Annotated in this window: 17 protein-coding genes; 7 read left to right on the top strand and 10 right to left on the bottom strand. The window is 71.5% G+C overall.

Annotated elements, in window-relative coordinates; all coding sequences use genetic code 11:
• Positions 1 to 8 precede the first annotated feature (8 nt).
• The 7 genes from ACZ6S6_RS18550 to ACZ6S6_RS18520 all read right to left on the bottom strand — a co-directional run bounded on the left by ACZ6S6_RS18550 (position 9) and on the right by ACZ6S6_RS18520 (position 10,175).
• Complete coding sequence (locus tag ACZ6S6_RS18550; protein WP_362958356.1) at positions 9 to 1,586, bottom strand: DEAD/DEAH box helicase; 1,578 nt, start codon at positions 1,584 to 1,586, stop codon at positions 9 to 11.
• 431 nt (positions 1,587 to 2,017) lie between these two features.
• Positions 2,018 to 2,221 carry a cold-shock protein gene (locus ACZ6S6_RS18545; RefSeq protein ID WP_015609674.1) on the bottom strand — a complete coding sequence of 68 codons (204 nt, stop codon included), beginning with the start codon at positions 2,219 to 2,221 and terminating at the stop codon, positions 2,018 to 2,020.
• Positions 2,222 to 2,627: 406 nt separating this feature from the next.
• Entirely contained in the window at positions 2,628 to 5,657 is a 3,030-nt protein-coding gene (locus ACZ6S6_RS18540; protein ID WP_469706242.1) for an alpha-mannosidase, read from the bottom strand.
• 122 nt (positions 5,658 to 5,779) lie between these two features.
• Positions 5,780 to 7,033, bottom strand: coding sequence for a glycoside hydrolase 5 family protein (locus ACZ6S6_RS18535; RefSeq protein WP_469706241.1), 1,254 nt, complete (start codon positions 7,031 to 7,033; stop codon positions 5,780 to 5,782).
• Positions 7,034 to 7,110: 77 nt separating this feature from the next.
• Positions 7,111 to 7,971, bottom strand: coding sequence for a carbohydrate ABC transporter permease (locus ACZ6S6_RS18530; RefSeq protein ID WP_362958347.1), 861 nt, complete (start codon positions 7,969 to 7,971; stop codon positions 7,111 to 7,113).
• Positions 7,968 to 8,882, bottom strand: coding sequence for a carbohydrate ABC transporter permease (locus tag ACZ6S6_RS18525; RefSeq protein ID WP_469706240.1), 915 nt, complete (start codon positions 8,880 to 8,882; stop codon positions 7,968 to 7,970). Before ACZ6S6_RS18525 ends, ACZ6S6_RS18530 begins: the two co-directional genes overlap by 4 nt.
• Before the next feature lie 6 nt (positions 8,883 to 8,888).
• On the bottom strand, positions 8,889 to 10,175 hold the full coding sequence (locus tag ACZ6S6_RS18520) for an extracellular solute-binding protein (protein WP_362958342.1): 1,287 nt from the start codon (positions 10,173 to 10,175) through the stop codon (positions 8,889 to 8,891).
• A gap of 410 nt (positions 10,176 to 10,585) precedes the next feature.
• Here ACZ6S6_RS18520 and ACZ6S6_RS18515 point away from each other — a divergent pair, with 410 nt between their 5' ends.
• On the top strand, positions 10,586 to 11,650 hold the full coding sequence (locus tag ACZ6S6_RS18515; protein WP_469706239.1) for a LacI family DNA-binding transcriptional regulator: 1,065 nt from the start codon (positions 10,586 to 10,588) through the stop codon (positions 11,648 to 11,650).
• 31 nt (positions 11,651 to 11,681) lie between these two features.
• Here ACZ6S6_RS18515 and ACZ6S6_RS18510 read toward each other — a convergent pair whose 3' ends face one another.
• On the bottom strand, positions 11,682 to 12,011 hold the full coding sequence (locus ACZ6S6_RS18510) for a MerR family transcriptional regulator (protein ID WP_362958337.1): 330 nt from the start codon (positions 12,009 to 12,011) through the stop codon (positions 11,682 to 11,684).
• 655 nt (positions 12,012 to 12,666) lie between these two features.
• On the opposite strand from ACZ6S6_RS18510, the gene ACZ6S6_RS18505 reads away from it, so the two are divergent.
• The 5 genes from ACZ6S6_RS18505 (at position 12,667) to ACZ6S6_RS18485 (ending at position 16,815) form a co-directional block, all read left to right on the top strand.
• Positions 12,667 to 13,113 carry a hypothetical protein gene (locus tag ACZ6S6_RS18505; protein ID WP_362958510.1) on the top strand — a complete coding sequence of 149 codons (447 nt, stop codon included), beginning with the start codon at positions 12,667 to 12,669 and terminating at the stop codon, positions 13,111 to 13,113.
• Positions 13,114 to 13,117: 4 nt separating this feature from the next.
• On the top strand, positions 13,118 to 13,678 hold the full coding sequence (locus ACZ6S6_RS18500) for a toxin (RefSeq protein WP_362958335.1): 561 nt from the start codon (positions 13,118 to 13,120) through the stop codon (positions 13,676 to 13,678).
• 60 nt (positions 13,679 to 13,738) lie between these two features.
• Entirely contained in the window at positions 13,739 to 15,046 is a 1,308-nt protein-coding gene (locus tag ACZ6S6_RS18495; protein WP_469706238.1) for an MAB_1171c family putative transporter, read from the top strand.
• Positions 15,043 to 15,642: a hypothetical protein gene (locus tag ACZ6S6_RS18490; RefSeq protein ID WP_362958330.1), complete on the top strand. Its 600-nt coding sequence runs from the start codon at positions 15,043 to 15,045 to the stop codon at positions 15,640 to 15,642. Before ACZ6S6_RS18495 ends, ACZ6S6_RS18490 begins: the two co-directional genes overlap by 4 nt.
• 102 nt (positions 15,643 to 15,744) lie before the next feature.
• On the top strand, positions 15,745 to 16,815 hold the full coding sequence (locus ACZ6S6_RS18485) for an NAD-dependent epimerase/dehydratase family protein (protein ID WP_469706237.1): 1,071 nt from the start codon (positions 15,745 to 15,747) through the stop codon (positions 16,813 to 16,815).
• Between the two features lie 42 nt (positions 16,816 to 16,857).
• Here the strand turns inward: ACZ6S6_RS18485 and ACZ6S6_RS18480 are convergent, their stop codons facing one another.
• Together ACZ6S6_RS18480 and ACZ6S6_RS18475 are read right to left on the bottom strand one after the other, a co-directional pair.
• Positions 16,858 to 17,964, bottom strand: a complete 1,107-nt coding sequence (locus ACZ6S6_RS18480) for a sensor histidine kinase (RefSeq protein ID WP_362958324.1) — start codon at positions 17,962 to 17,964, stop codon at positions 16,858 to 16,860.
• Positions 17,961 to 18,836, bottom strand: coding sequence for a response regulator transcription factor (locus ACZ6S6_RS18475; protein WP_469706236.1), 876 nt, complete (start codon positions 18,834 to 18,836; stop codon positions 17,961 to 17,963). The genes ACZ6S6_RS18480 and ACZ6S6_RS18475 overlap by 4 nt, the downstream gene beginning before the upstream one ends.
• A 114-nt stretch (positions 18,837 to 18,950) precedes the next feature.
• On the opposite strand from ACZ6S6_RS18475, the gene ACZ6S6_RS18470 reads away from it, so the two are divergent.
• Positions 18,951 to 19,664 (top strand): glycosyltransferase family 2 protein, encoded by a 714-nt coding sequence (locus ACZ6S6_RS18470; RefSeq protein WP_469706235.1) that lies wholly within the window; start codon positions 18,951 to 18,953, stop codon positions 19,662 to 19,664.
• Positions 19,665 to 19,734 lie beyond the last annotated feature (70 nt).

Genomic DNA, 19,734 nt, shown 5'->3' with positions numbered 1-19,734 from the left:
GGGCGAGGTCAGGCGGCACGGTTGCCGGATGACCGGCGCTGCGCACCGCCACCCCGCGGCTGGGACGACGAGGACGAGGACGACGAGGACGAGGACGAGGTGCGCCGGGCCTGGGCCGGACGGCTGCGGCGGCCGCGGGACGACGATCCGCCCTTGGGCCGCTCCGACACCGGCGAGGTGATGATAACCGGCACGCCCGAGGGCGCCTGCGCACCAGTGATCCGGCTCAGCTCGGCCTCACCCGAGCGTACCTGGGCGATCTGCGGGGTGATCCCGGCGTCGGCCATCAGGCGCGTCATCTCGCGGCGCTGGTTGGGCAGCACCAGCGTGACGACACTGCCGGACTCCCCGGCACGGGCGGTACGGCCGCCGCGGTGCAGGTAGTCCTTGTGGTCGCTCGGCGGGTCGACGTTGACGACCAGGTCGAGGTTGTCGACGTGGATGCCGCGGGCCGCGACATTGGTGGCGACGAGCACCGTGACGTGCCCGGTCTTGAACCGGGTCAGGGTGCGGGTGCGCTGCGGCTGCGACTTCCCGCCGTGCAGCGCCGCCGCCCGGACCCCGCTGTTGAGCAGGTGGTCGGTGAGCTTGTCCACGGCGTGCTTGGTGTCCAGGAACATGATCACGCGGCCGTCGCGGGCGGCGATCTCCGTCGTGGTGGCGTACTTGTCGGCGCCGTGGACGTAGAGCACGTGGTGCTCCATCGTCGTCACCGCACCGGCGGCCGGGTCGACCGAGTGGACGACCGGGTCGTGCAGGTAGCGGCGCACCAGCAGGTCGACGTTGCGGTCCAGGGTGGCCGAGAACAGCATCCGCTGGCCCTCCGCCTGCACCTGGTCGAGCAGCTCGGTGACCTGCGGCATGAAGCCCATGTCGGCCATCTGGTCGGCCTCGTCCAGGACGGTGATGGAGACCCGGTCCAGCGAGCAGTCGCCGCGCTCGATCAGGTCCTTCAGCCGGCCCGGAGTGGCGACGACGACCTCGGAGCCGCCGCGCAGCGCGGCCGACTGCCGGCCGATCGACATGCCGCCGACGACCGTGGCCATCCGCAGCTTGAGCGAGCGGGCGTACGGGGTGAGCGCGTCGGTGACCTGCTGCGCCAGTTCCCGGGTGGGGACGAGCACCAGGGCCAGCGGGCGGCGGGCCTCGGCGCGCCGTCCCTCGATACGGGCCAGCAGGGCCAGACCGAAGGCGAGCGTCTTGCCCGATCCGGTACGGCCGCGGCCCAGTACGTCACGGCCGGCCAGCGAGTTCGGCAGCGTGGCCGCCTGGATCGGGAACGGCACCGTGACGCCCTCGTTGGCGAGCGCCGACAGCAGCGGCGAGGGCATGTCCAGATCGGCGAAGGCCTCCACGGCGGGCAGCCCCGGGGTGATGGTCTTCGGCAGGGCGAACTCGCCCTGCTTGGCGGCGGGCCGGCGGCCGTAGCCACCGCCGCCACCGGAGCGCTGGGCCGGGGCGCCGAAGCGGCCCTGGCCGCCCTGGCGGGCCGGGGCCTGCGAGCGGAAGCCGCCGCCGCCCGAACGGGAGCCGCCGGAGGCGCGGGAATAACGGTCACTGGAGCGGGCTGTGCGGTCGCGGTTCATACGGAACCCTTCCTCGATATGGCGCGTATCGAGGAATTCATTGCGGCGACGAGCGGCACAAGAATCGCAAGAACGGGCCGTTGGCATACGTGAACGAAGCCCGGCAGCCGGTCTTGAGCCGATACGGGCCCGGCCGAACCGGGTCCGGTGCTTCGCAATGACACGACGAGCGGGCCCGCGGAGCGGTCCTACAGGTCACGTCACGGGGCTCCGGCGGGCCGGTGTTCCGGTCCGGGAGCCATGGCGGATCGTCCGCCGCACGGTGAAGATCTTGGTACGGGGCGCCTGCCCGGCAGCTCGTGGCGGTGGTGCACCGGCACGGCATCGCTCGGGGGCGGGCCCGTAAAAGCAACGAGCTGGGGCCCGCACCCCAAGGTGCGGGCCCCAGCTGCGCGAAAGCATCTCAGCGCGTGAGCGCCGGAGCGATCAGGTTACGCGGGGGTGATGTTCTCCGCCTGCGGGCCCTTCTGGCCCTGCGTGACGTCGAAGTTCACCTTCTGGCCCTCCTGCAGCTCACGGAAGCCGCTGGCGGCGATGTTCGAGTAGTGGGCGAAGACGTCAGCGCCGCCACCATCCTGCTCGATGAAGCCGAAGCCCTTTTCCGCGTTGAACCACTTGACGGTGCCAGTAGCCATGTTTTATCTCCTTCTGGGGCAGAGCCCGGGGACTCGCACTGTGCCAGTCCCACGTCGCCGCGATGATTACCCCATCCGGATAATGAACCGGAAATACAAAAGTGCACCCACTCAGCCCATTTAGCTGAGGAGAGCACTTGGAGTCTTTGGGAACCACAACTGCAACTGAGATCTACAGTAGCACAATGAATGCGGCCGGGCGCGGCAAGTAATTACACTCCACCCGGCGTGCCATAAACCCTCATCGCACATTGCGTAAAATTCTGTGCTTGTCGCTGTAGATATTCGCCGCCGTACGGGGCAGTGCTCCGGCCCCCCGTGCGGCGATCTCCCCCCTGATTCAGGACCAGGGGGGAGATTGCGGACAGGTCCGCCGCTCGCGACGGCCGCGAGTCCGGCCTCGGGCTCAGCCGCGGGCGAACCTCAGCGTGATCAGCTCGAACGGCCGCAGCGACAGCTGGACACCGCCGTCAGCGAGCTCGGGCACCACCGCGTCGGCCAGCGGCCGCTCCAGCAGATCGGTCACCGCGACGCCGGCGGCCTCGAATCCGGCCGCGAGCCGGACCCTGGCGCGGCCGCCCGCCGACTCGTAGAGCCGCACGACCAGGTCGCCGCTCGCGTCGTCCGCCAGCTTGACCGCGCTGACCACGACCGCGTCGTTGTCGACGGCCACCAGCGCAGCCACCTCGCGGTCACCGGTCACCCGGCGCTCCGGCAGGTTGATGCGGAAGCCCTCACGGACCGCGTCGACGACCGCGGCGCCCGGCGCGAGCGCGTGCCGGAAGCGGTGCACGCCCTGGTCGGTCTCCGGGTCGGGGAAGCGCGGGGCGCGCAGCAGCGACACCCGCACGGTGGTGGTCGTGCCCGCGTCGCTGTCGCGGACCGTGCGGCTCACGTCGTGCCCGTACGTCGAGTCGTTGACCAGGGCCACGCCCCAGCCCGGCTCCTCCAGGTGGACGAAGCGGTGGTTGCAGGCCTCGAACTTGGCGGCCTCCCAGCTGGTGTTGGTGTGGGTGGCCCGGTAGAAGTGCCCGAACTGCGTCTCGGAGGCGTACCGCTCGGCGTGGATGTCCAGCGGGAACGCCGCCTTGAGGAACTTCTCCGTCTCGTGCCAGTCGACCTCGGTGTCGATGTCGAGCCGCTTGACGCCCGGCGCGAGGGTCAGCAGCTGGGTGACCTTCGAGTCTCCGAAGCCGCGGACGATCCGTACGGACACGGCGCCCCGGTCCTCGACGGGGGTGAGCTCGTCGAGGTCCGTCAGGTCGGTGACGGTGTTGCGGTAGAACTCGTCCACGTCCCACGCGTCCCACATGTTCGGGAAGTCCGGGTGGATCTGGAGCAGGTTCGCGGCCTGGCCCGGGGCCACCGTCTCGCGCCCGGCGCCGATGTCGTACGCCGAGACGACCAGTCCGCGGGCGTCGATCTCCACCCGGAGCAGGCCGTTGTCCAGGACGAACCCGCCGCCCCCGCGCGGTGCGAGCGTGCCGCCGTCGGCAGCCGTGACGGGCGCCGCCGCACCGGCCGGGACGCCGCCGCGGGTGTGCGGGGCGGAGTTGAAGAGCAGGGTCGCCCCCGCCGCGGAGTCACCGGCCAGGGCGCGCTGCGCGGTGTCGACGATGCCGTTCAGCTCCTCGGCGACGGCCGCGTACGTCTTCTCCGCCTCGCGGTGCACCCAGGCGATCGACGAGCCGGGCAGGATGTCGTGGAACTGGTGCAGCAGCACCGTCTTCCAGATCCGGTCCAGCTGCTCGTACGGGTAGGCGGAGCCGGTCCGCACTGCGGCGGTGGCGGCCCACAGCTCGGCCTCCCGCAGCAGGTGCTCGCTGCGGCGGTTGCCCTGCTTCGTCTTCGCCTGGCTGGTCAGGGTGGCGCGGTGCAGCTCCAGGTAGAGCTCCCCGACCCACACCGGTGCGTTCGGGTACTCCGCCTCCGCCTTGGTGAAGAAGTCGGTGGGCGTCTCCCAGGTGACCGTCGCGGACCCTTCCAGGCTGCGCATCCTGGCCGCCTTCGCGATCATCTCGCGGGTGGTGCCACCGCCCCCGTCGCCCCAGCCGGTCGGCGCGAGGGAGTGCCGCGCGACTCCCTTGTCCTTGAAGTTCTTCGCCGCGTGGGCGATCTCGCTGCCCTTCATGGAGCAGTTGTAGGTGTCGACGGGCGGGAAGTGCGTGAAGATCCGGGTGCCGTCGATGCCCTCCCACTGGAAGGTGTGGTGCGGGAACTTGTTGGTCTGGCTCCACGAGATCTTCTGGGTCAGGAGCCACTTGGAACCGGCGGCCTTGATGATCTGCGGCAGACCGGCCGCGAAGCCGAAGGTGTCGGGCAGCCACGCCTCGTCGTTCTCGATGCCGAACTCGTCGAGGAAGAACCGCTTGCCGTGCACGAACTGGCGGGCCATCGCCTCGGAGCCCGGCATGTTCGTGTCGGACTCGACCCACATCCCGCCGGACGGCACGAACCGCCCGTCCGCCACGGCCTGCTTGACCTTGGCGTAGACCTCGGGGCGGTGCTCCTTGATCCAGGCGAACTGCTGGGCCTGCGACATCGCGAAGACGAAGTCGGGCTCGTCCTCCAGCAGGGCCGTCATGTTGGACGTCGTACGGGCGACCTTGCGGACGGTCTCGCGCAGCGGCCACAGCCAGGCCGAGTCGATGTGGGCGTGGCCGACGGCGCTGATGCGGTGCGCGGACGGCTGCGCGGGCGTCGCGAGGACACCGGCGAGCTGCTCGCGGGCGGCGGCCGCGGTGCCGTTGACGTCCTGGAGGTCGACCGCGTCGAGCGAGCGGCCGATGGCGCGCAGGATGTCCCAGCGGCGGGCGCCGTCCACCGGCAGCTCCTGCATCAGCTCACCCAGCACCTCCAGGTCCTGGACGAGGTTCCACACGTTCTCGTCGAAGAGGGCGAGGTCCATCCGGGCGAGGGTGTACTGCGGTTCGCCGCCCGCGGTCTCCTTGTCACCCAGCCGGGTCGGCAGGAAGGGGTGGTAGTCGAGGATGACCGGGTTGGACGCCGCCTCGATGTGCAGCAGCACCTCCTCGCCGCCCTCGGCGGGGGCGCCGACGCGCACCCACTGGTTGCGCGGGTTGAGGCCCTTCACCGGGGTGCCGTCGGGGCGGTAGACGAGGCCCTCGCACTGGAAGCCCGGCATGTTCTCGTCGAAGCCGAGGTCGAGCAGCGCCTCGACGGTCCGGCCCGCCCAGGCCTCGGGGACCGTCCCGGAGACCCGGAACCAGCAGGTGCCCCACGGGGCGCCCCACCGGTCGCCGACCGCGATCGGTTCGGTGGCACCCGCCAGACCCTCGGCGACCGGGACGGGCTCACCCGGTGCGTTCCAGACGGCTACGTCCAGCGGTACGGATTGCGGGTATACGGCCGGCCGGATGCGCTCGTCCAGGACGCGCTTCAGACGGGCTTCGACCAGGCTGCGGTCGTCGTGCATGAGGGTGGCTCCGATTGGGGTGGGGTGCGGGTGGGGTGGTTACCAGCGGTGCGCGACGGCGGCGGGGGTCCCGGCGCCCGCGCGGACCGTGGCGCGGTGGGCGGCCGCGGACCGGGACGCCGTCATCGGACCTGGCCGGGTGCGACGACCTCGGTGATGCCGCGCGCGGCCAGGTGCTCCGCGTCGCCGGCCTTGCTCGCGAGGACGGTCGTGGGGCGTACCCCGTCCGCGGTGAGCCGGGCGAAGGCCTCGAAGACCTCGCCGCCCGGGGCGCAGGCGGAGCGGCGGGGCGCGGTCGTGTCGTCCCCGGTGTCGACGACGAGGGCCGTGGTCCGGGGCGCGGGCCGGCGGGTCCTGCCGCGCTGTTCCCCGACGATCCGGGCGATGGCCCGGCCGGCCGGTTTGACCTGCCGGTCGTTGGTCAACAGGCCGAGCCCGTATTCGAGTTCGGGGAAGTCGGCCAGCGAGCGGGACACGTCGTGGGAGCACCACCAGGTGACGCCCCAGACGTCCTCGCAGTCCAGCGCGTTCTCGACGGTCGCCGCGGTGAACCCGGCGGCGTGCTCGGCCGGGATGAGCGGGGCGGGGGCGCCGACCTCCTGGAGCCAGACCGGCCGGTGCGGGTCGAGGGCCCAGGCCTTGGAGAGCTCGATCAGGTAGGCGGCGTGGTGCTCGGTGGCGGTGCCGGTGCGGCCGTGCCGCTGGGCGGTGCCGTTGAAGACCCAGGAGTGCACGGCGGTGACGGCCCCGGTCCGGGCCGCGTGCGCGGGGGTGAAGGCGTGGTCGTCCTGGTACCAGGAGGCGTCGTACTCGGCGTGCAGGTGGAGCTTTCCGGGCGCCCCCTCCTCGCAGGCCTCCAGCATCCGGGTCAGCCAGTCGCCCGCCTGCTCGGGGGTGACGCGGTCCGGGTCGGGGTGCGGCTCGCCCGAGAACTGGTTGATCTCGTTGCCGAGCGTCATCCCGATGAAGTGGGGCCGGTCGGCGAGGGCGGCGGCCAGCGTCCGCAGGTACTCGGCCTGCCCGGAGACCACGTCGGGGTCGGTGAAGATGTTGCGCCGGTGCCAGGTCCGGGTCCAGGCGGGCAGGAAGTCGAAGCTCGACAGATGGCCCTGGAGCCCGTCCACGCTGACGTCGAGCCCGCGTTCGGCGGCGGCGTCGGCCAGCTCGACGAGCTGCTCGACGGCGCGCGGGCGGATCAGGGTGCGGTTGGGCTGGAAGAGCGGCCAGAGCGGGAAGACCCGGATGTGGTCGAGGCCGAGACCGGCGATCGAGTCCAGGTCGGCGCGCACGGCGTCGAGGTCGAAGTCCAGCCAGTGGTGGAACCAGCCCTGACTGGGCGTGTAGTTGGCGCCGAAACGCAGCGGGGAGGAGCTCATACGGAACAGGGGTCCTGGTTCTGTGGTGCGGGGCGGCGGTCGGTCGCGGCCTGTGCGGCGGATCGGGGTCGGGCGGGTCAGCCCTTGACGGCGCCTTCGCCGACACCCCGGAAGAAGAAGCGCTGCAGACCGGCGAAGAGCACGATGAGCGGGAGCACGGCGATGATCGTGCCCGCGGCGACGAGCCGTTCGTCGTTGGCGAAGGTGCCGTGCAGATAGTTCAGCCCGATGGTCAGGGTGAAGTTCTCCGGGTCGCTGAGGACGATCAGCGGCCACAGGAAGTCGTCCCACGAGCCCATGAAGGCGAAGATCGCGACGACGGCGAGGGTGCCCTTGACCGAGGGCAGCGCGATCCGCAGGAAGCGCTGCCAGACATTGGCGCCGTCCACGAAGGCCGCCTCCTCCACCTCCTGGGGGAGGTTCAGGAAGGCGTTGCGCATCAGCAGGACGTTCATCGCCCCGATGGAACCCGGCAGCAGCACCCCGAGCAGGGTGTTGTTCAGCCCGAGATCACGCATGGTGGTGAACTGGGCGATGATGATGCCCTCGACGGGCACGAGCATGGCGAGGATGAACGCCAGCGTCGCGGCCCTGCGCCCCCGGTAGCGCAGCCGGGCCAGCGCGTAGCCCGCCAGTGCGGCGCCGACGCAGTTGGTGACCACGTTGGCGGCGGCGACCTTGACGGAGTTGAAGGCGTAGTCCCACACCGGGATGGTGTCGGCGACCCTGCTGTAGTTGTCCAGGGTCGGATCGCTGGGGAAGAACTTCGGCGGCGAGCTGAAGATGTCCTCGCCCGGACCCTTCAGCGAGGTCGAGAGCTGCCACAGGAACGGTCCTACGGTCAGCACCAGTACGGCGAGCAGCAGCACGTACCGCAGGACGAGCTGCCAGGGCGCGATGCGGCGCCCCTCGGCATCGGTGGTCTTCAGGAAGCTCACGCGTCCTCCTTGCGGTCGGCGCGCAGCACCAGGAGCATCAGGCCGACGGTGACGACGAAGATGACGACCGAGATGGCGGAGGCGTACCCGACCCGCCCGGTCAGACCGGTGCCGACCCGCTGGACGAGCATCACCAGGGTGGTGTCCTCGCCCGCCGGGCCGCCGGAGGGGCCGGCCATCAGATAGACCTCGGAGAAGACCTTGAAGGCGGAGACCGAGGACAGCGCCGCGACCAGCACCATGGTGGAGCGGATGGCGGGGACGGTGACGGTGAAGAAGCGGCGCACGACCCCGGCACCGTCCACGGACGCGGCCTCGTGCAGCTCCCTCGGTACGTTCGACAGCGCGGCCAGATAAATGATCATGTAGTAGCCGAGGCCCTTCCAGACCGTGACCGCCATCGCGCTGCCCAGCAGCAGCCACTGGTCGCTGAGGAAGCCGACCTTGCCGATGCCCACGGCCTCCAGGAGCGAGTTGATCAGCCCCCGGTCGTCGAGCATCCACACCCAGATCAGGCCGACGACGACGATGGACGCGACGACCGGGGTGTAGAAGGCGGAGCGGAAGAAGGTGATGCCGGGGATGTGCCGCTGGACGAGCATCGCCAGCAGCAGCGGCAGGATGACGAGGGCCGGGACGACGACCAGTACGTACAACGCGCTGTTGCGCAGCCCGGTCCAGAACATCTCGTCGTGCAGCAGCTCACGGAAGTTCGCCAGGCCGACGAACTTCCCCGGCACCAGGGTCCGCCGGTCCGTGAAGGCGTTGACCAGGGTGCTGAAGAACGGGTAGAGGCTGAAGGCGCCGACCACGATCAGTCCGGGAGCCGCGAACAGCCAGGGGCTGAGGGGCAGATGGCGGCTGATCCGGCGGGCGGGAGCGGGGCTGGAGGCAGGGGCAGGGGTAGTCACCAGGGCTCAGCTCTGCTGCAACAGCCGGTCACAGGCCTTGACAGCGTTGTCAAGGGCTTCCTTGGGGCTCTGCTTCCCTTGCAGCGCCTTGGCGATCTGGTTGCGCAGCTCGGTCTTCATCTGCTCGCTGAACAGCACCGGCGTGTAATTGACGGCCGTCTTCAGGGACTTGGCGGCGGCGACCCGGACGCGGGTCTCGTCGGTGCCGTCCTCCTCGGTGAAGTACGGGTCGTCGAGCGATCCTGCGGTGCTGGGGAAGATGGCGACCTTCTTCGCGAACTCCATCTGCCGGGTCGCGTCGGTCATGTAGTGGGCGAAGGCCACGGCGGCGGGCTGCCGCTTGGTCTGCGCGTTCACCATGATGCCCATGACGTACATGTTGGCCTTGCCGGTGCTGCTGACCTGGTCGGTGATCCCGATGTTCTTGTAGAGGCTCGGGGCCTGCTTCTTGAAGTTGGCCAGGTCCAGCGCGCTGCCGGGGTTCATCGCCACGGACTCGGTGAGGAACTTGTGGCCGGACGACTCCGGGGTCGCGGTCAGGGCCTGCGCGTCGAGCGCCTTGGCGTCGTACAACTCCTTGTAGTGGGTGAGGAGTTCGATGCCCTTGGCGTCGTTGAAGGCGAAGGCGGTGCCTTCCTTGTTCATCAGCTGTCCGCCGTAGCGGCCGAAGTCCTCGATGGTGGGCACGTTCGCGAGGGTGGCGACCTTGCCCTTGCTCTTCTCGGCCAGCTTCAGGCCGTCGGAGAAGACCTCGTCGTAGGTGGACGGCGGGTTCTTCGGGTCGAGTCCGGCGTCCTTGAGGAGGCGCTTGTTGTAGAACATCGGCCCGGTGTTGAGGTACCAGGGGAAGGCGAACGTCCCTTCCGTGCCCGGTATCTGGTGGCTCTGCCAGGCGCCCGGCAGGTACTCCTCGCGGTACTTCGGCGCCGCCTTGTCGAGGTCCAGTGCGATGCCCGCCTTGGCGAGCGGGGCCACCAGGTCGGGCGACACGTTGACGACGTCCGGCAGGGTGCCGCCGGCCGCGTCCGCGCTGATCTTGTCCGCGTAGCCCTCGCCGGGCCGGTCGACCCACTTGACCTCGGTGTCCGGGTACTTCTTCTCGAAGTCCGCGATCACGCCGTTGAAGTAGTCCTTGAAGTTCGCCTGGAGGTTCCAGGTCTGGAAGGTGATCTTGCCTTCGACCTTGCCCGAGGCGTCGGACGAGCCCGTCCCCGATCCACCTCCACAGGCACTCAACGGCAGGACAGTGGCGAGGACGGCGGCAGTGGCGACTGCTCTGCGAGAGATGCGCACGGTGAACGGCTCCTTTGCTCGGACCAGGCGTGCGGACGGCGAACCGGAGGTCGCGGACCGGCCGGATGCGTTCGCCCAGCAGACCCTGCAATGCGCGTGACGGAAAGTCAATACATTCCCCGCAATTAAGTCGATACTTTCGGCATACTCACAGGTCAGAGCGGTGTGACGGCACTTTGAAGATCGATGACTAATGCGCTTTAGGTGCTCTCAGCTCAAGCGCATTAGTTGCTGGAGCGCTTCGCTCGACCAATGGACCGGGAAGCCCTACGATGCCCCCGGGGGAAGCGCGAACCCGATGACCCACGCGAGCCACAGGGAACGCAGGAGAGAGGCACTCGGTGACACCGAAGCGGCCGCCGGCCGGGGACACCTCGCCGGCCAGACGCACGCCGGCACGACGGCCGACCATGAAGGACATCGCCCAGCGGGCCGGCGTGTCGGAGAGCGCGGTCTCCTTCGCGCTCAACGACCGCCCTGGGGTCTCGGCGATCACCAGGGACCGAATCCGGCGCGTGGCCGAGCAGTTGGGCTGGCATCCGAGCACCGCCGCCCGTGCGCTGTCGGGCGAGGGCTCGGCCACCGTGGGCCTTGTGGTGGCGCGTCCGGCGGCGAACCTGGGCGTTGACTCCTTCTTCCTCCAGCTGATCTCCGGCATCCAGGAGGTCCTGGCCGAGCGACGGCTCGGGCTGCTCTTCCAGGTGGTGGAGGACGTGACGGCCGAATGCGCGGTCTACCGGCGCTGGTGGGCCGAGCGGCGGGTCGACGGCGTACTCGTCGTCGATCCCCGAATCGATGACCCACGCGTCGGCCTGCTGGACGAACTGGGCCTGCCCGGCGTCGTCATCGGCGCCCTTCCCGGCAGCGACACCGGTCCCCACCCGGGCCTCTCGCAGATCCGCGCCGACGACGCGGGAGCGATGGCGGCCGTCGTCGGCCGGCTGCACGAACTGGGCCACCGGCGCATCGTGCACATCGCCGGACTGCCCTCACTCGCGCACACCGACCGGCGCATCCGGTCCCTGCGCATCGAGGCCGACCGGCGCGGACTGACCGAGGCCCACTCGGTGACCACGGACTACTCGGACACCGAGGGCGCGGCCGTGACCCGCCGGGTGCTGGAGCAGGACACCCCGCCGACCGCGATCGTCTACGACAACGACGTGATGGCCGCGGCCGGGGTGGCGGTCATCGCGGGCCTCGGCTTCCGGGTCCCGGCCGATGTGTCGGTGGTGTCGTGGGAGGACTCCGCGCTGTGCCGGCTGACCGCGCCGTGGCTGACCGCGCTGTCCAGGGACACGGTCGCGTTCGGGCGGCTCGCGGCGCGGGAGCTGACCGCGCTGCTCGACGGCGGCACGGCGCACACCATCCGGGTGCCGCTGCCCCGGCTCATCGAACGGGGCAGCACGGCGGCGGCAGTGGTGGAGGCGGAGGAGGAAGAGGCGGCGGCGAAAAGCCGGAAGGCGGCGCCCTGAAACGCGGCCCTCAGGGGCCGGGGGCCGGCGCTCAGGGGCCAGGAGTCGGCCTGCGCAGCTCCTCGTTGAGCCGGAGCGCCTCTTCGAGCTGGTCCTCCAGGATCACGATGCGGCAGGCGGCCTCGACCGGCGTGCCCCCGTCGACGAGCTCCCGGGCGCGGGCGGCGACGCGGAGCTGGTAGCGGGAGTAGCGGCGGTGGCCGCCCTCGGACCGCAGGGGGGTGATCAGCCTGGCCTCGCCGATCGCGCGGAGGAATCCGGGCGTGGCGCCGATCATCTCCGCGGCGCGGCCCATGGTGTAGGCGGGGTAGTCGTCGTCGTCGAGACGGTCGGTGGAATGCGGAGGGGTTTCGGGGGGCATGGGCACCTGCCGCGTGTCGCCGACTTCGTTGACCGTTGAAGAAAATCTCGTTGTGCGAGCCATCGTCTCTATCATAGCCGCGACAGATTTCCCTGGCCGGACGGGGGAAGTTATCTGAGCGGGCCGCCCTCGGGGCCGCCGGTCCGGCGCACGCTCCCGCCCTCTTCGGCCGCGCCCGCGGGGCCCGGACACCGCAACTGCCAAGAACACTGACCGGCGGGTCAGTTGATGACTGCGTGACCTCGGGCCATAATGCAGATGTAGCCCTTCACGCATCCCCCGTCGTGAAGGGCTACACCCCTGTGCACACCCTGCCCCCTGTGTGCACCCTCTCCCCGTCACGGGAGGCCCCGTTCGCGCAGGCGTCGCCGCCGAACTCACGGGCAAGGGGCTCCCCTCGTGGTCCCCTGCCCGTGTTTTTTTGAGTTAACAGTGACGTAGAGTATTTGCGCAACCCTGCTCCTGTACACAGTCGCAGGATGTGCCACTACGTCCCTGTTCGGAATGCGCTCACGCGCATCCGCGATGCGCTCATGGGCTCCCGCGCCGGGGGCGACGGGCCGGAGTTCGTTACAGTACGAGCCCGTTGACCGAATCGGGCACCGCGCGGCGCCGGACAGGCACCGGTGCGGGGGACGGACACGTGGGGGACCGGATGGACAGCGGCGAAGAACGCGCGCCGGAACTGCGGACGTTGCGGCAGAAGGTCGAGTACATGGTCGAGAAGACCTTCCCCGGCCGGAAGATCTCGGGGCGGGTCTTCGCGGACCTGGTCAAGGAGCGCGGCGGATCGCTCTCGCACAGCTACTTCTCCAACATCCTGGCCGGCAAGGTCACCCAGCCGTCCGAGGACATCCTCAAGGCGCTCGGCCTCGGCTTCGGCGTGGACTGGCGCTTCTTCAAGGAGGAGTCCGAGGTCGTCGACGACGTCGTCGACGGTCTGCAGTTCCTGGCCAAGCGGCGCACCGGGGAGATCAGCGGGCTGGCCGGACGGGGACTGGACGAGGAGGGACTGCCCCCGGAGCTGCTGCAGTTCGCGCTCGCCCTGCTGGAGGACGCGAAGAACCGGCAGCGCCCGGCCACCGGCGGACCACGGAGTTAGTCCCATGTCCCTGCGCAGACTGCGCAAAGAGTGCGAGGCCGGACTCGCCGGGCTCCCCCTGCCCGCGCCCTTCTCGATCGCCGGACTGGTGGCGAACATGGAGACGGCCGGCGGCCGCACCATCGTGCTGCACGAGATGCCCGACCGGCTGGCGCGCGTCAACGGCGCCTGCGGACTGCGGCTGAAGGCCGGCGGGACCAGCTTCGTGCTCTACCGCCGGCGCCCCACCGCGTACCAGACCCAGCACGTCATCCTGCACGAGCTGTGCCACGAGTGGTTCGACCACGGCACCTCGCTGGACGCCGAGCAGCTCCAGCGGCTGCTGCCCGTCTTCGACACCTCGCTGATCTCCCGGGTCGTCGGCGCCGACGCGCTCCGGACCCCCGACGCCGTGCAGGCCCGCGCGCAGTACGACACCCACGACGAACGCATGGCCGAATTCGGTGCCTCGCTCATCCCCCGGATGGCCAGGGAGGTGACGAGCGATGACATGGTGGGGCGGCTCGCCGACTCGCTCTCCCTCCCGGTCGCCCACCGCCGCCGCGGCCTGTTCCGCCGCACGTAGCACCGGACCCGGCCCCCGTCTCGCAGCCGAACCCGTCCCCCCACCCCGAGGACTTCCGCCGTGACACCGCTCGACCTCGCCGGCTACCTGATAGCCGGCCTGATGACAGCCGTCGCCCTGTGGCGCATGCCGGCCGCCCTCTGGGGCGACGAGGACGACCGCCGCCGCCGGGCCCTGTGGGGCTGTTACGCGGGATTCGCCGCCGCCCTGTGGACCAAGACCCGGGTCGTGCGCATCGGGCTCAACGACAGCTCCGTCACCGATCTCTCGGTACTGATCAAGCACTACACGGCGACCGTCGCGATCCTCGCCATCCTCAGCTACATCGTCGCCATCTACGGCCAGTACGCCGACGCCGGGGACGTCCCGCGGCACGTACGGTTCGCCCGGCTGATCCAGCAGGTGGCCGCGAAGGCGTCGGTCGCCACGCTGGTGCTGCTGACGGTGCTGTTCTTCACGGTCGTCGACCGTTCCGTCCCCTCGGACCGCTTCGTCGCCGACCACGCCGGACAGTGGGGCGCGACGCTCTACATGAGCGTGTTCTACCTCTACCTCGGCACCGCGTCCGCCGTCTGCGCCTACCAGTGGGCGCTGGCCACCGCGAGCGCCGGGCTCCGCCGGCTGCGGATCGGCCTCGGCATGATGACGTTCGCGATGTTCATCGGGGTCGGATACACCGTCAGCCGGACGCTGTTCCTCTGGGTGAGCGTGATCGACCCGCCGAGCGAGGCCTTCGCGCTGGACTTCGACCAGATCACCGAGGCCTCGCAGGTGGTGCTGTTCGCCTTCTTCGCGGTCGGCGCCTCCATCCCCGCCCTGAGCAACGTCCGCCGCCGGGCGAAGCTCTGGCGCGCCCAGGTGCGACTGCACGCGCTCTGGTACGAGTTGATGGCGGCCTTCCCCGACCAGCCCTTCGACCCCCCGGCCTCGCTGGTCCGCGAGCTGACCCGGTTCGGCACCCCGGCGGACCTGCGGATCGACCGCTGGGCGGCGGACATCGCCGACGCGGTGGAGAAGCTGCGCCACTACGCCCCCGACACCCTTCTCGCGGCAGCCGAAGCCGCCGCCGAAGCCGCGGCCGAGGCCACCGCCGCCGACCGGGAGCGGACGGGACCGCTCACCGACGCGTACTGGATCAAGGCGGCCCTCGCGGCCCACGGCGACGGCGCGGTTCCGGGGGACGCGGCGGCCGTCGGCACCCAGCACGCGACCGACCAGGACGGCGAGGTCGCCTGGCTGGTCCGGGTAGCCGCCGCGTACCGGACGGTCACGGCACAACGGGCCCGGCAGGTCCTGGAATCCTCCGCGGCGGCGGCAACAGCGGCAGCGGCAGCGGCAGCGGCAGCGGCAAAGGAGCAGACGGCATGAGCACCACCGGCATCGCGGAGACCTCCCGCACCACCTCCACCGCCCGTACGGTGACCGATGTCTTCCAGCCACGTAATCTCCTGCTCGCCGGGATGCTCGCGACCGGATACGCGGCGGCGGGCGAGTGGACGGGACTGCTGTGGGGACTGCTCGGCGCCCTGTGCGCCGGGATCGTCCCGGCCGGCTACATCGAGTGGGAGCGCGGACGCGGCACCTGGGGCGACCGCCATGTCGTCGACCGCACCAAGCGGGCCCCGATCTTCCTCGTCATCCTCGGCTCCATCGGCACCGGTTCGGCGGTCATGGTGCTGGGCGGCGCCCCCACCGGCATCCTGACCGCGATGCTCGCGCTCTGGGCGATGACGGTCGTCCTGCTGGCCGTGAACACGGTCTGGAAGATCTCGGTGGACGCCTCGGTCGCCTCGGCCGTCGTCGCCCTGCTCGCCGTGGTCCACTCGCCGTGGTGGCTGTTCGGGTACCTGATGACGGCCGCCGTGTGCTGGTCACGGGTCACGCTCGGCTACCACACGGTCGGCCAGGTGACCGCGGGGACCGCGCTGGGCGCGGCCACGGCAGGCGCGTTCCTGTTCGGCTGAGCCGTCCGGGTGGGGCCGCCGAACGGGTCCGGTTCTTACGGTCCCCTGACGTGCCGCCCGCGCAACCCCGCCCACCGGCCGCGGCGCCCTAGCGTGAGCGTCATGCGCGTACTGGTCACCGGCGGAGCCGGGTTCATCGGGTCGGAGATCGTCCGGACCCTCACATCGGCCGGGCACGAGGCGGTGGTGCTCGACGCCCTGCTCCCCTCGGCGCACGGCGAGGGAGCGGACCGGCGGGCCGACAGCCGGCTGATCGTGGCGGACGTGCGCGACCGTGAGGCCGTGGACCGCGCGCTGCGCGGCATCGACGCCGTGTGCCACCAGGCGGCGATGGTCGGCCTGGGCAAGGACTTCGCGGACGCCCCGCGGTACGTCGGGTGCAACGACCTCGGGACGGCCGTGCTGCTCGCCGCCGCGGCCGGGGCCGGGGTGCGGAGCCTGGTGCTCGCCGGATCGATGGTCGTCTACGGCGAGGGCCGCTACGACTGCCGGCTCCACGGCCCGGTCCGGCCGGGGCCCAGGGCGGAAACCGATCTGGCCGCGGGCCGGTTCGAGCCGCTCTGCCCCTCCTGCGGTACGGAGCTGACCCCGGGGCTCGTCGGCGAGGACGCGCCGGTGGACCCGCGCAATGTGTACGCGAGCACCAAGCTCGCCCAGGAACACCTCGCGTCCTCCTGGGCGCGCGCGACCGGCGGGCGGGCGCTGTCGCTGCGCTACCACAACGTGTACGGGCCGGGGATGCCGCGCGACACCCCGTACGCCGGGGTCGCCTCGTTCTTCCGCTCGTCGCTGGCCCGGGGCGAGTCGCCGCAGGTCTTCGAGGACGGGGCGCAGCGGCGGGACTTCGTCCATGTGCGGGACGTGGCGTCCGCGAACGCGGTGGCGCTGGAGGCCGTCTCCGGGCTCCGGCCGGGCGGCTTCGCCGCGTACAACACCGGGAGCGGGGAGCCGCACACCATCGGCGAGATGGCCGCGGCCCTGGCCCGCGCCCACGGCGGCCCGGCGCCGGCGGTCACCGGTGAGTACCGGCTCGGGGACGTACGCCATGTCACGGCCGACTCCCGGCGGCTCCGCGAGGAGCTGGGCTGGAAGCCGGCGGTGGGCTTCGCGGAGGGGATGGCGGAGTTCGCGGCGGCCCCGCAGCGGGACATGGCGGCGAGCCCGGCCCGCTGACCCGGCTGCCCGCCGGGTCGGCGGGGCCCGCCCCGCTCACGCTCACGCCACCGGCAGGGTGACCTCGAAGCAGCAGCCGCCGGTGACGTTGCGGACCTCGGCCCGGCCCGCGTGCGCCTCGACGATCCCGCGCACGATGGCGAGCCCGAGGCCCGCGCCGGCCGGGGGCGTACGGGCGTGGGTGCCGCGCCATCCGGTGTCGAAGACCCTGGCCAGGTCCTCTTCCGGGATGCCGCCGCAGCCGTCGGTCACCGACAGGACCACACCGCCGCCCGTGCGTTGCGCGGCCACCGCCACGGTGCCGTCGGCGGGGGTGCGGCGGATCGCGTTGATCAGGAGGTTGCCCAGGACCCGGCTCATCTCCTTGCCGTCGACCTCGACCGGCACCGCCTCGATCCGGTCACCGACCAGCCGTACGCCGTGCTCGCGGGCCAGCGGGTCGGCGCCGGCGAGCGCGTCGCCCACCAGGTCGTACACGGAGATCCGGGTGGGGGTCAGGGTGAGCGAACCGGCATGGATGCGGGAGAGCTCGAAGAGGTCACCGACCATGTCGTTCATCCGCTCCACCTCGGTACGTATCTGGCGCAGATAGCGCGGCGAGTCGACGGCCACGCCGTCCTCCAGCGCCTCCGACATGGCCCGCAGCCCGGCGAGCGGGGTGCGCAGATCGTGCGAGATCCAGGCGACGAGCTCCCGCCGCGAGGTCTCCAGGGCGCGTTCGCGCTCACGTGAACTGTCGAGCTTGGCACTGGTGGCGGCCAGTTCCCGGGTGAGGGCGGCGAGTTCGGCGGTGGCCGGGGCGGCGGGCGCCGCGAAGGTGCCGCCGTCACCGAAGGAGCGGGCGGCGAGGGTCAGATCGCGGCTCCGCGCCGCCACCCAGCGGCCGAGCAGCATCGCGGTGACGAGCGAGACGACGGCGGCCATCGCGACGACGGTCGTGACCACGGACAGGTCGTGCGGCGACAGGAACATCGCCCAGGCGACGGCCAGCGTCCCCGCGAGCATCGCGGTCACGGCGACCGCGGCGACCACGGTCAGCGAGACGACGAGCGAGCGGTGCCGGAAGAGCCGCAGGACGAATGCGCCGAGCAGCCCGGCCGCGGCGGCGCCGAGGAACGCGAACAGCGCGATGAGGAGTATGTCGGTCATGACGGCGCTCCGGAGGGGCCCGGAGTGGGAGTTACCGGCGGACCGGACGGCAGGTCCACTGCGCCGTCCGTCGGGCCGGACGGCAGGTCCAGGCGGTAGCCCACACCCCAGACCGTACGGATCAGCTCCGGCCGGGCCGGGTCCGCCTCGACCTTGCCGCGCAGCCTTCGCACATGGACCGTCACCGTCGACAGGTCACCGAAGTCCCAGCCCCACACCTCGCTCATCAGCTCCTCCCGGGTGAAGACCCGGCCCGGGTGGCGCAGCAGGAAGGCCAGCAGGTCGAACTCGCGCAGGGTGAGGGCCAGCGCCCGGCCGTCCCGGCTCGCCCGCCTGGCCGCCGGGTCGAGGACGAGGCCCGCGCCTTCGAGCAGCGCCGAGCGCCCGGCGGGTACGGCGGACCCACCGGCGCGGCGCAGCACGGAATCGACGCGCAGGACGAGTTCGCGCGGGCTGAACGGCTTGGTGACGTAGTCGTCCGCCCCCGTCTCCAGGCCGAGGACGCGGTCGTCCTCGTCGCCGCGCGCGGTCAGCATGATGACGGGCACCCGCCCGTGCGCCCGCATCAGGCGGCAGACCTCGAAGCCGTCCATGCCGGGCAGCATCAGGTCCAGCACCACCAGGTCGGGGCGGCGGCGGGCGAAACACTCCAGCGCGGCCGGGCCGTCCGCCGCGCGGGCCACGTCGTAGCCGGCAGCGGTCAGGTATCCGGCGACGACCTCGGAGACGGTCGGGTCGTCGTCCACGACGAGAACATGGCCGGGGGCGGGGACGGGGGCCGGGGCACGGACGGGGGTGGGGCCGGGACCGGAGGCCTCGCCCCCGGCTCCCCGGCCCCCCGGCGCCGGACGGGCGGGAATGGCGGGCTGCATGACCCCACCCTGGCACCCGCTCCCCGCGCGCCGGGCGCGTGGACACCGCCACCCGGTCGATGTCCACGTTTCGTAAGAATCCGTGGCCCGAATTGTCGGATTACGCTCCGTAGGGTGAGCCGGGTGACCGACTCCTCCGATAACTCCGGCCCCCGCGCCGACATCGTGCTGCCCTGCCTGGACGAGGCCGCCGCCCTGCCCGGGGTGCTCGGCGCGATCCCGCGCGGCTGGCGCGCCATCGTCGTGGACAACGGCTCCACCGACGGCTCGGCCGAACTGGCGCGCTCGCTCGGCGCGACGGTGGTGCACGAGCCGCGCCGCGGCTTCGGCTCCGCCTGCCACGCCGGGCTGCTCGCCGCCGAGGCGGAGTTCGTCTGCTTCTGCGACTGCGACGGGTCCCTGGACCCCGGGCTGCTCCCCGGCTTCGTCCGCCGGATCGCGGACGGCGAGAGCGATCTGCTGCTCGGCCGCCGTCGCCCCGACCGGCTCGGCGCCTGGCCCCTGCACGCCCGTGCGGGCAATCTGGCGCTGTCCCGGCTGCTGCGCAGACGTACCGGGCTTCGGCTGCACGACCTGGGGCCGATGCGCGCCGGGCGCCGGGCCGACCTGCTGGCGCTCGGCCTCACCGACCGGCGCAGCGGATACCCGTTGCAGATGGTGGTGCGGGCGGCGGACGCGGGGCTGCGGGTGGCCGAGACGGATGTCCCCTACCTCTCGCGCACCGGGAAGTCGAAGGTCACCGGCACCTGGCGGGGCACCTGGCACGCGGTGCGCGACATGCGCGCGGTGCTGGGCGAGGCGCCGGTCGCGGTGGGGGCGTCCCGGTGAACCCGGCCGCCCGTACCGGCGCGGGAACCGGAGCGACCGGGACGACGAACCGCGCCGGAACCGGAGCGCC

The sequence above is a fragment of the Streptomyces sp. NPDC048671 genome (assembly GCF_055587045.1).
The sequence above is the reverse complement of the archived record's forward strand: the minus strand, read 5'-3'. Positions and strand labels throughout refer to the sequence as shown.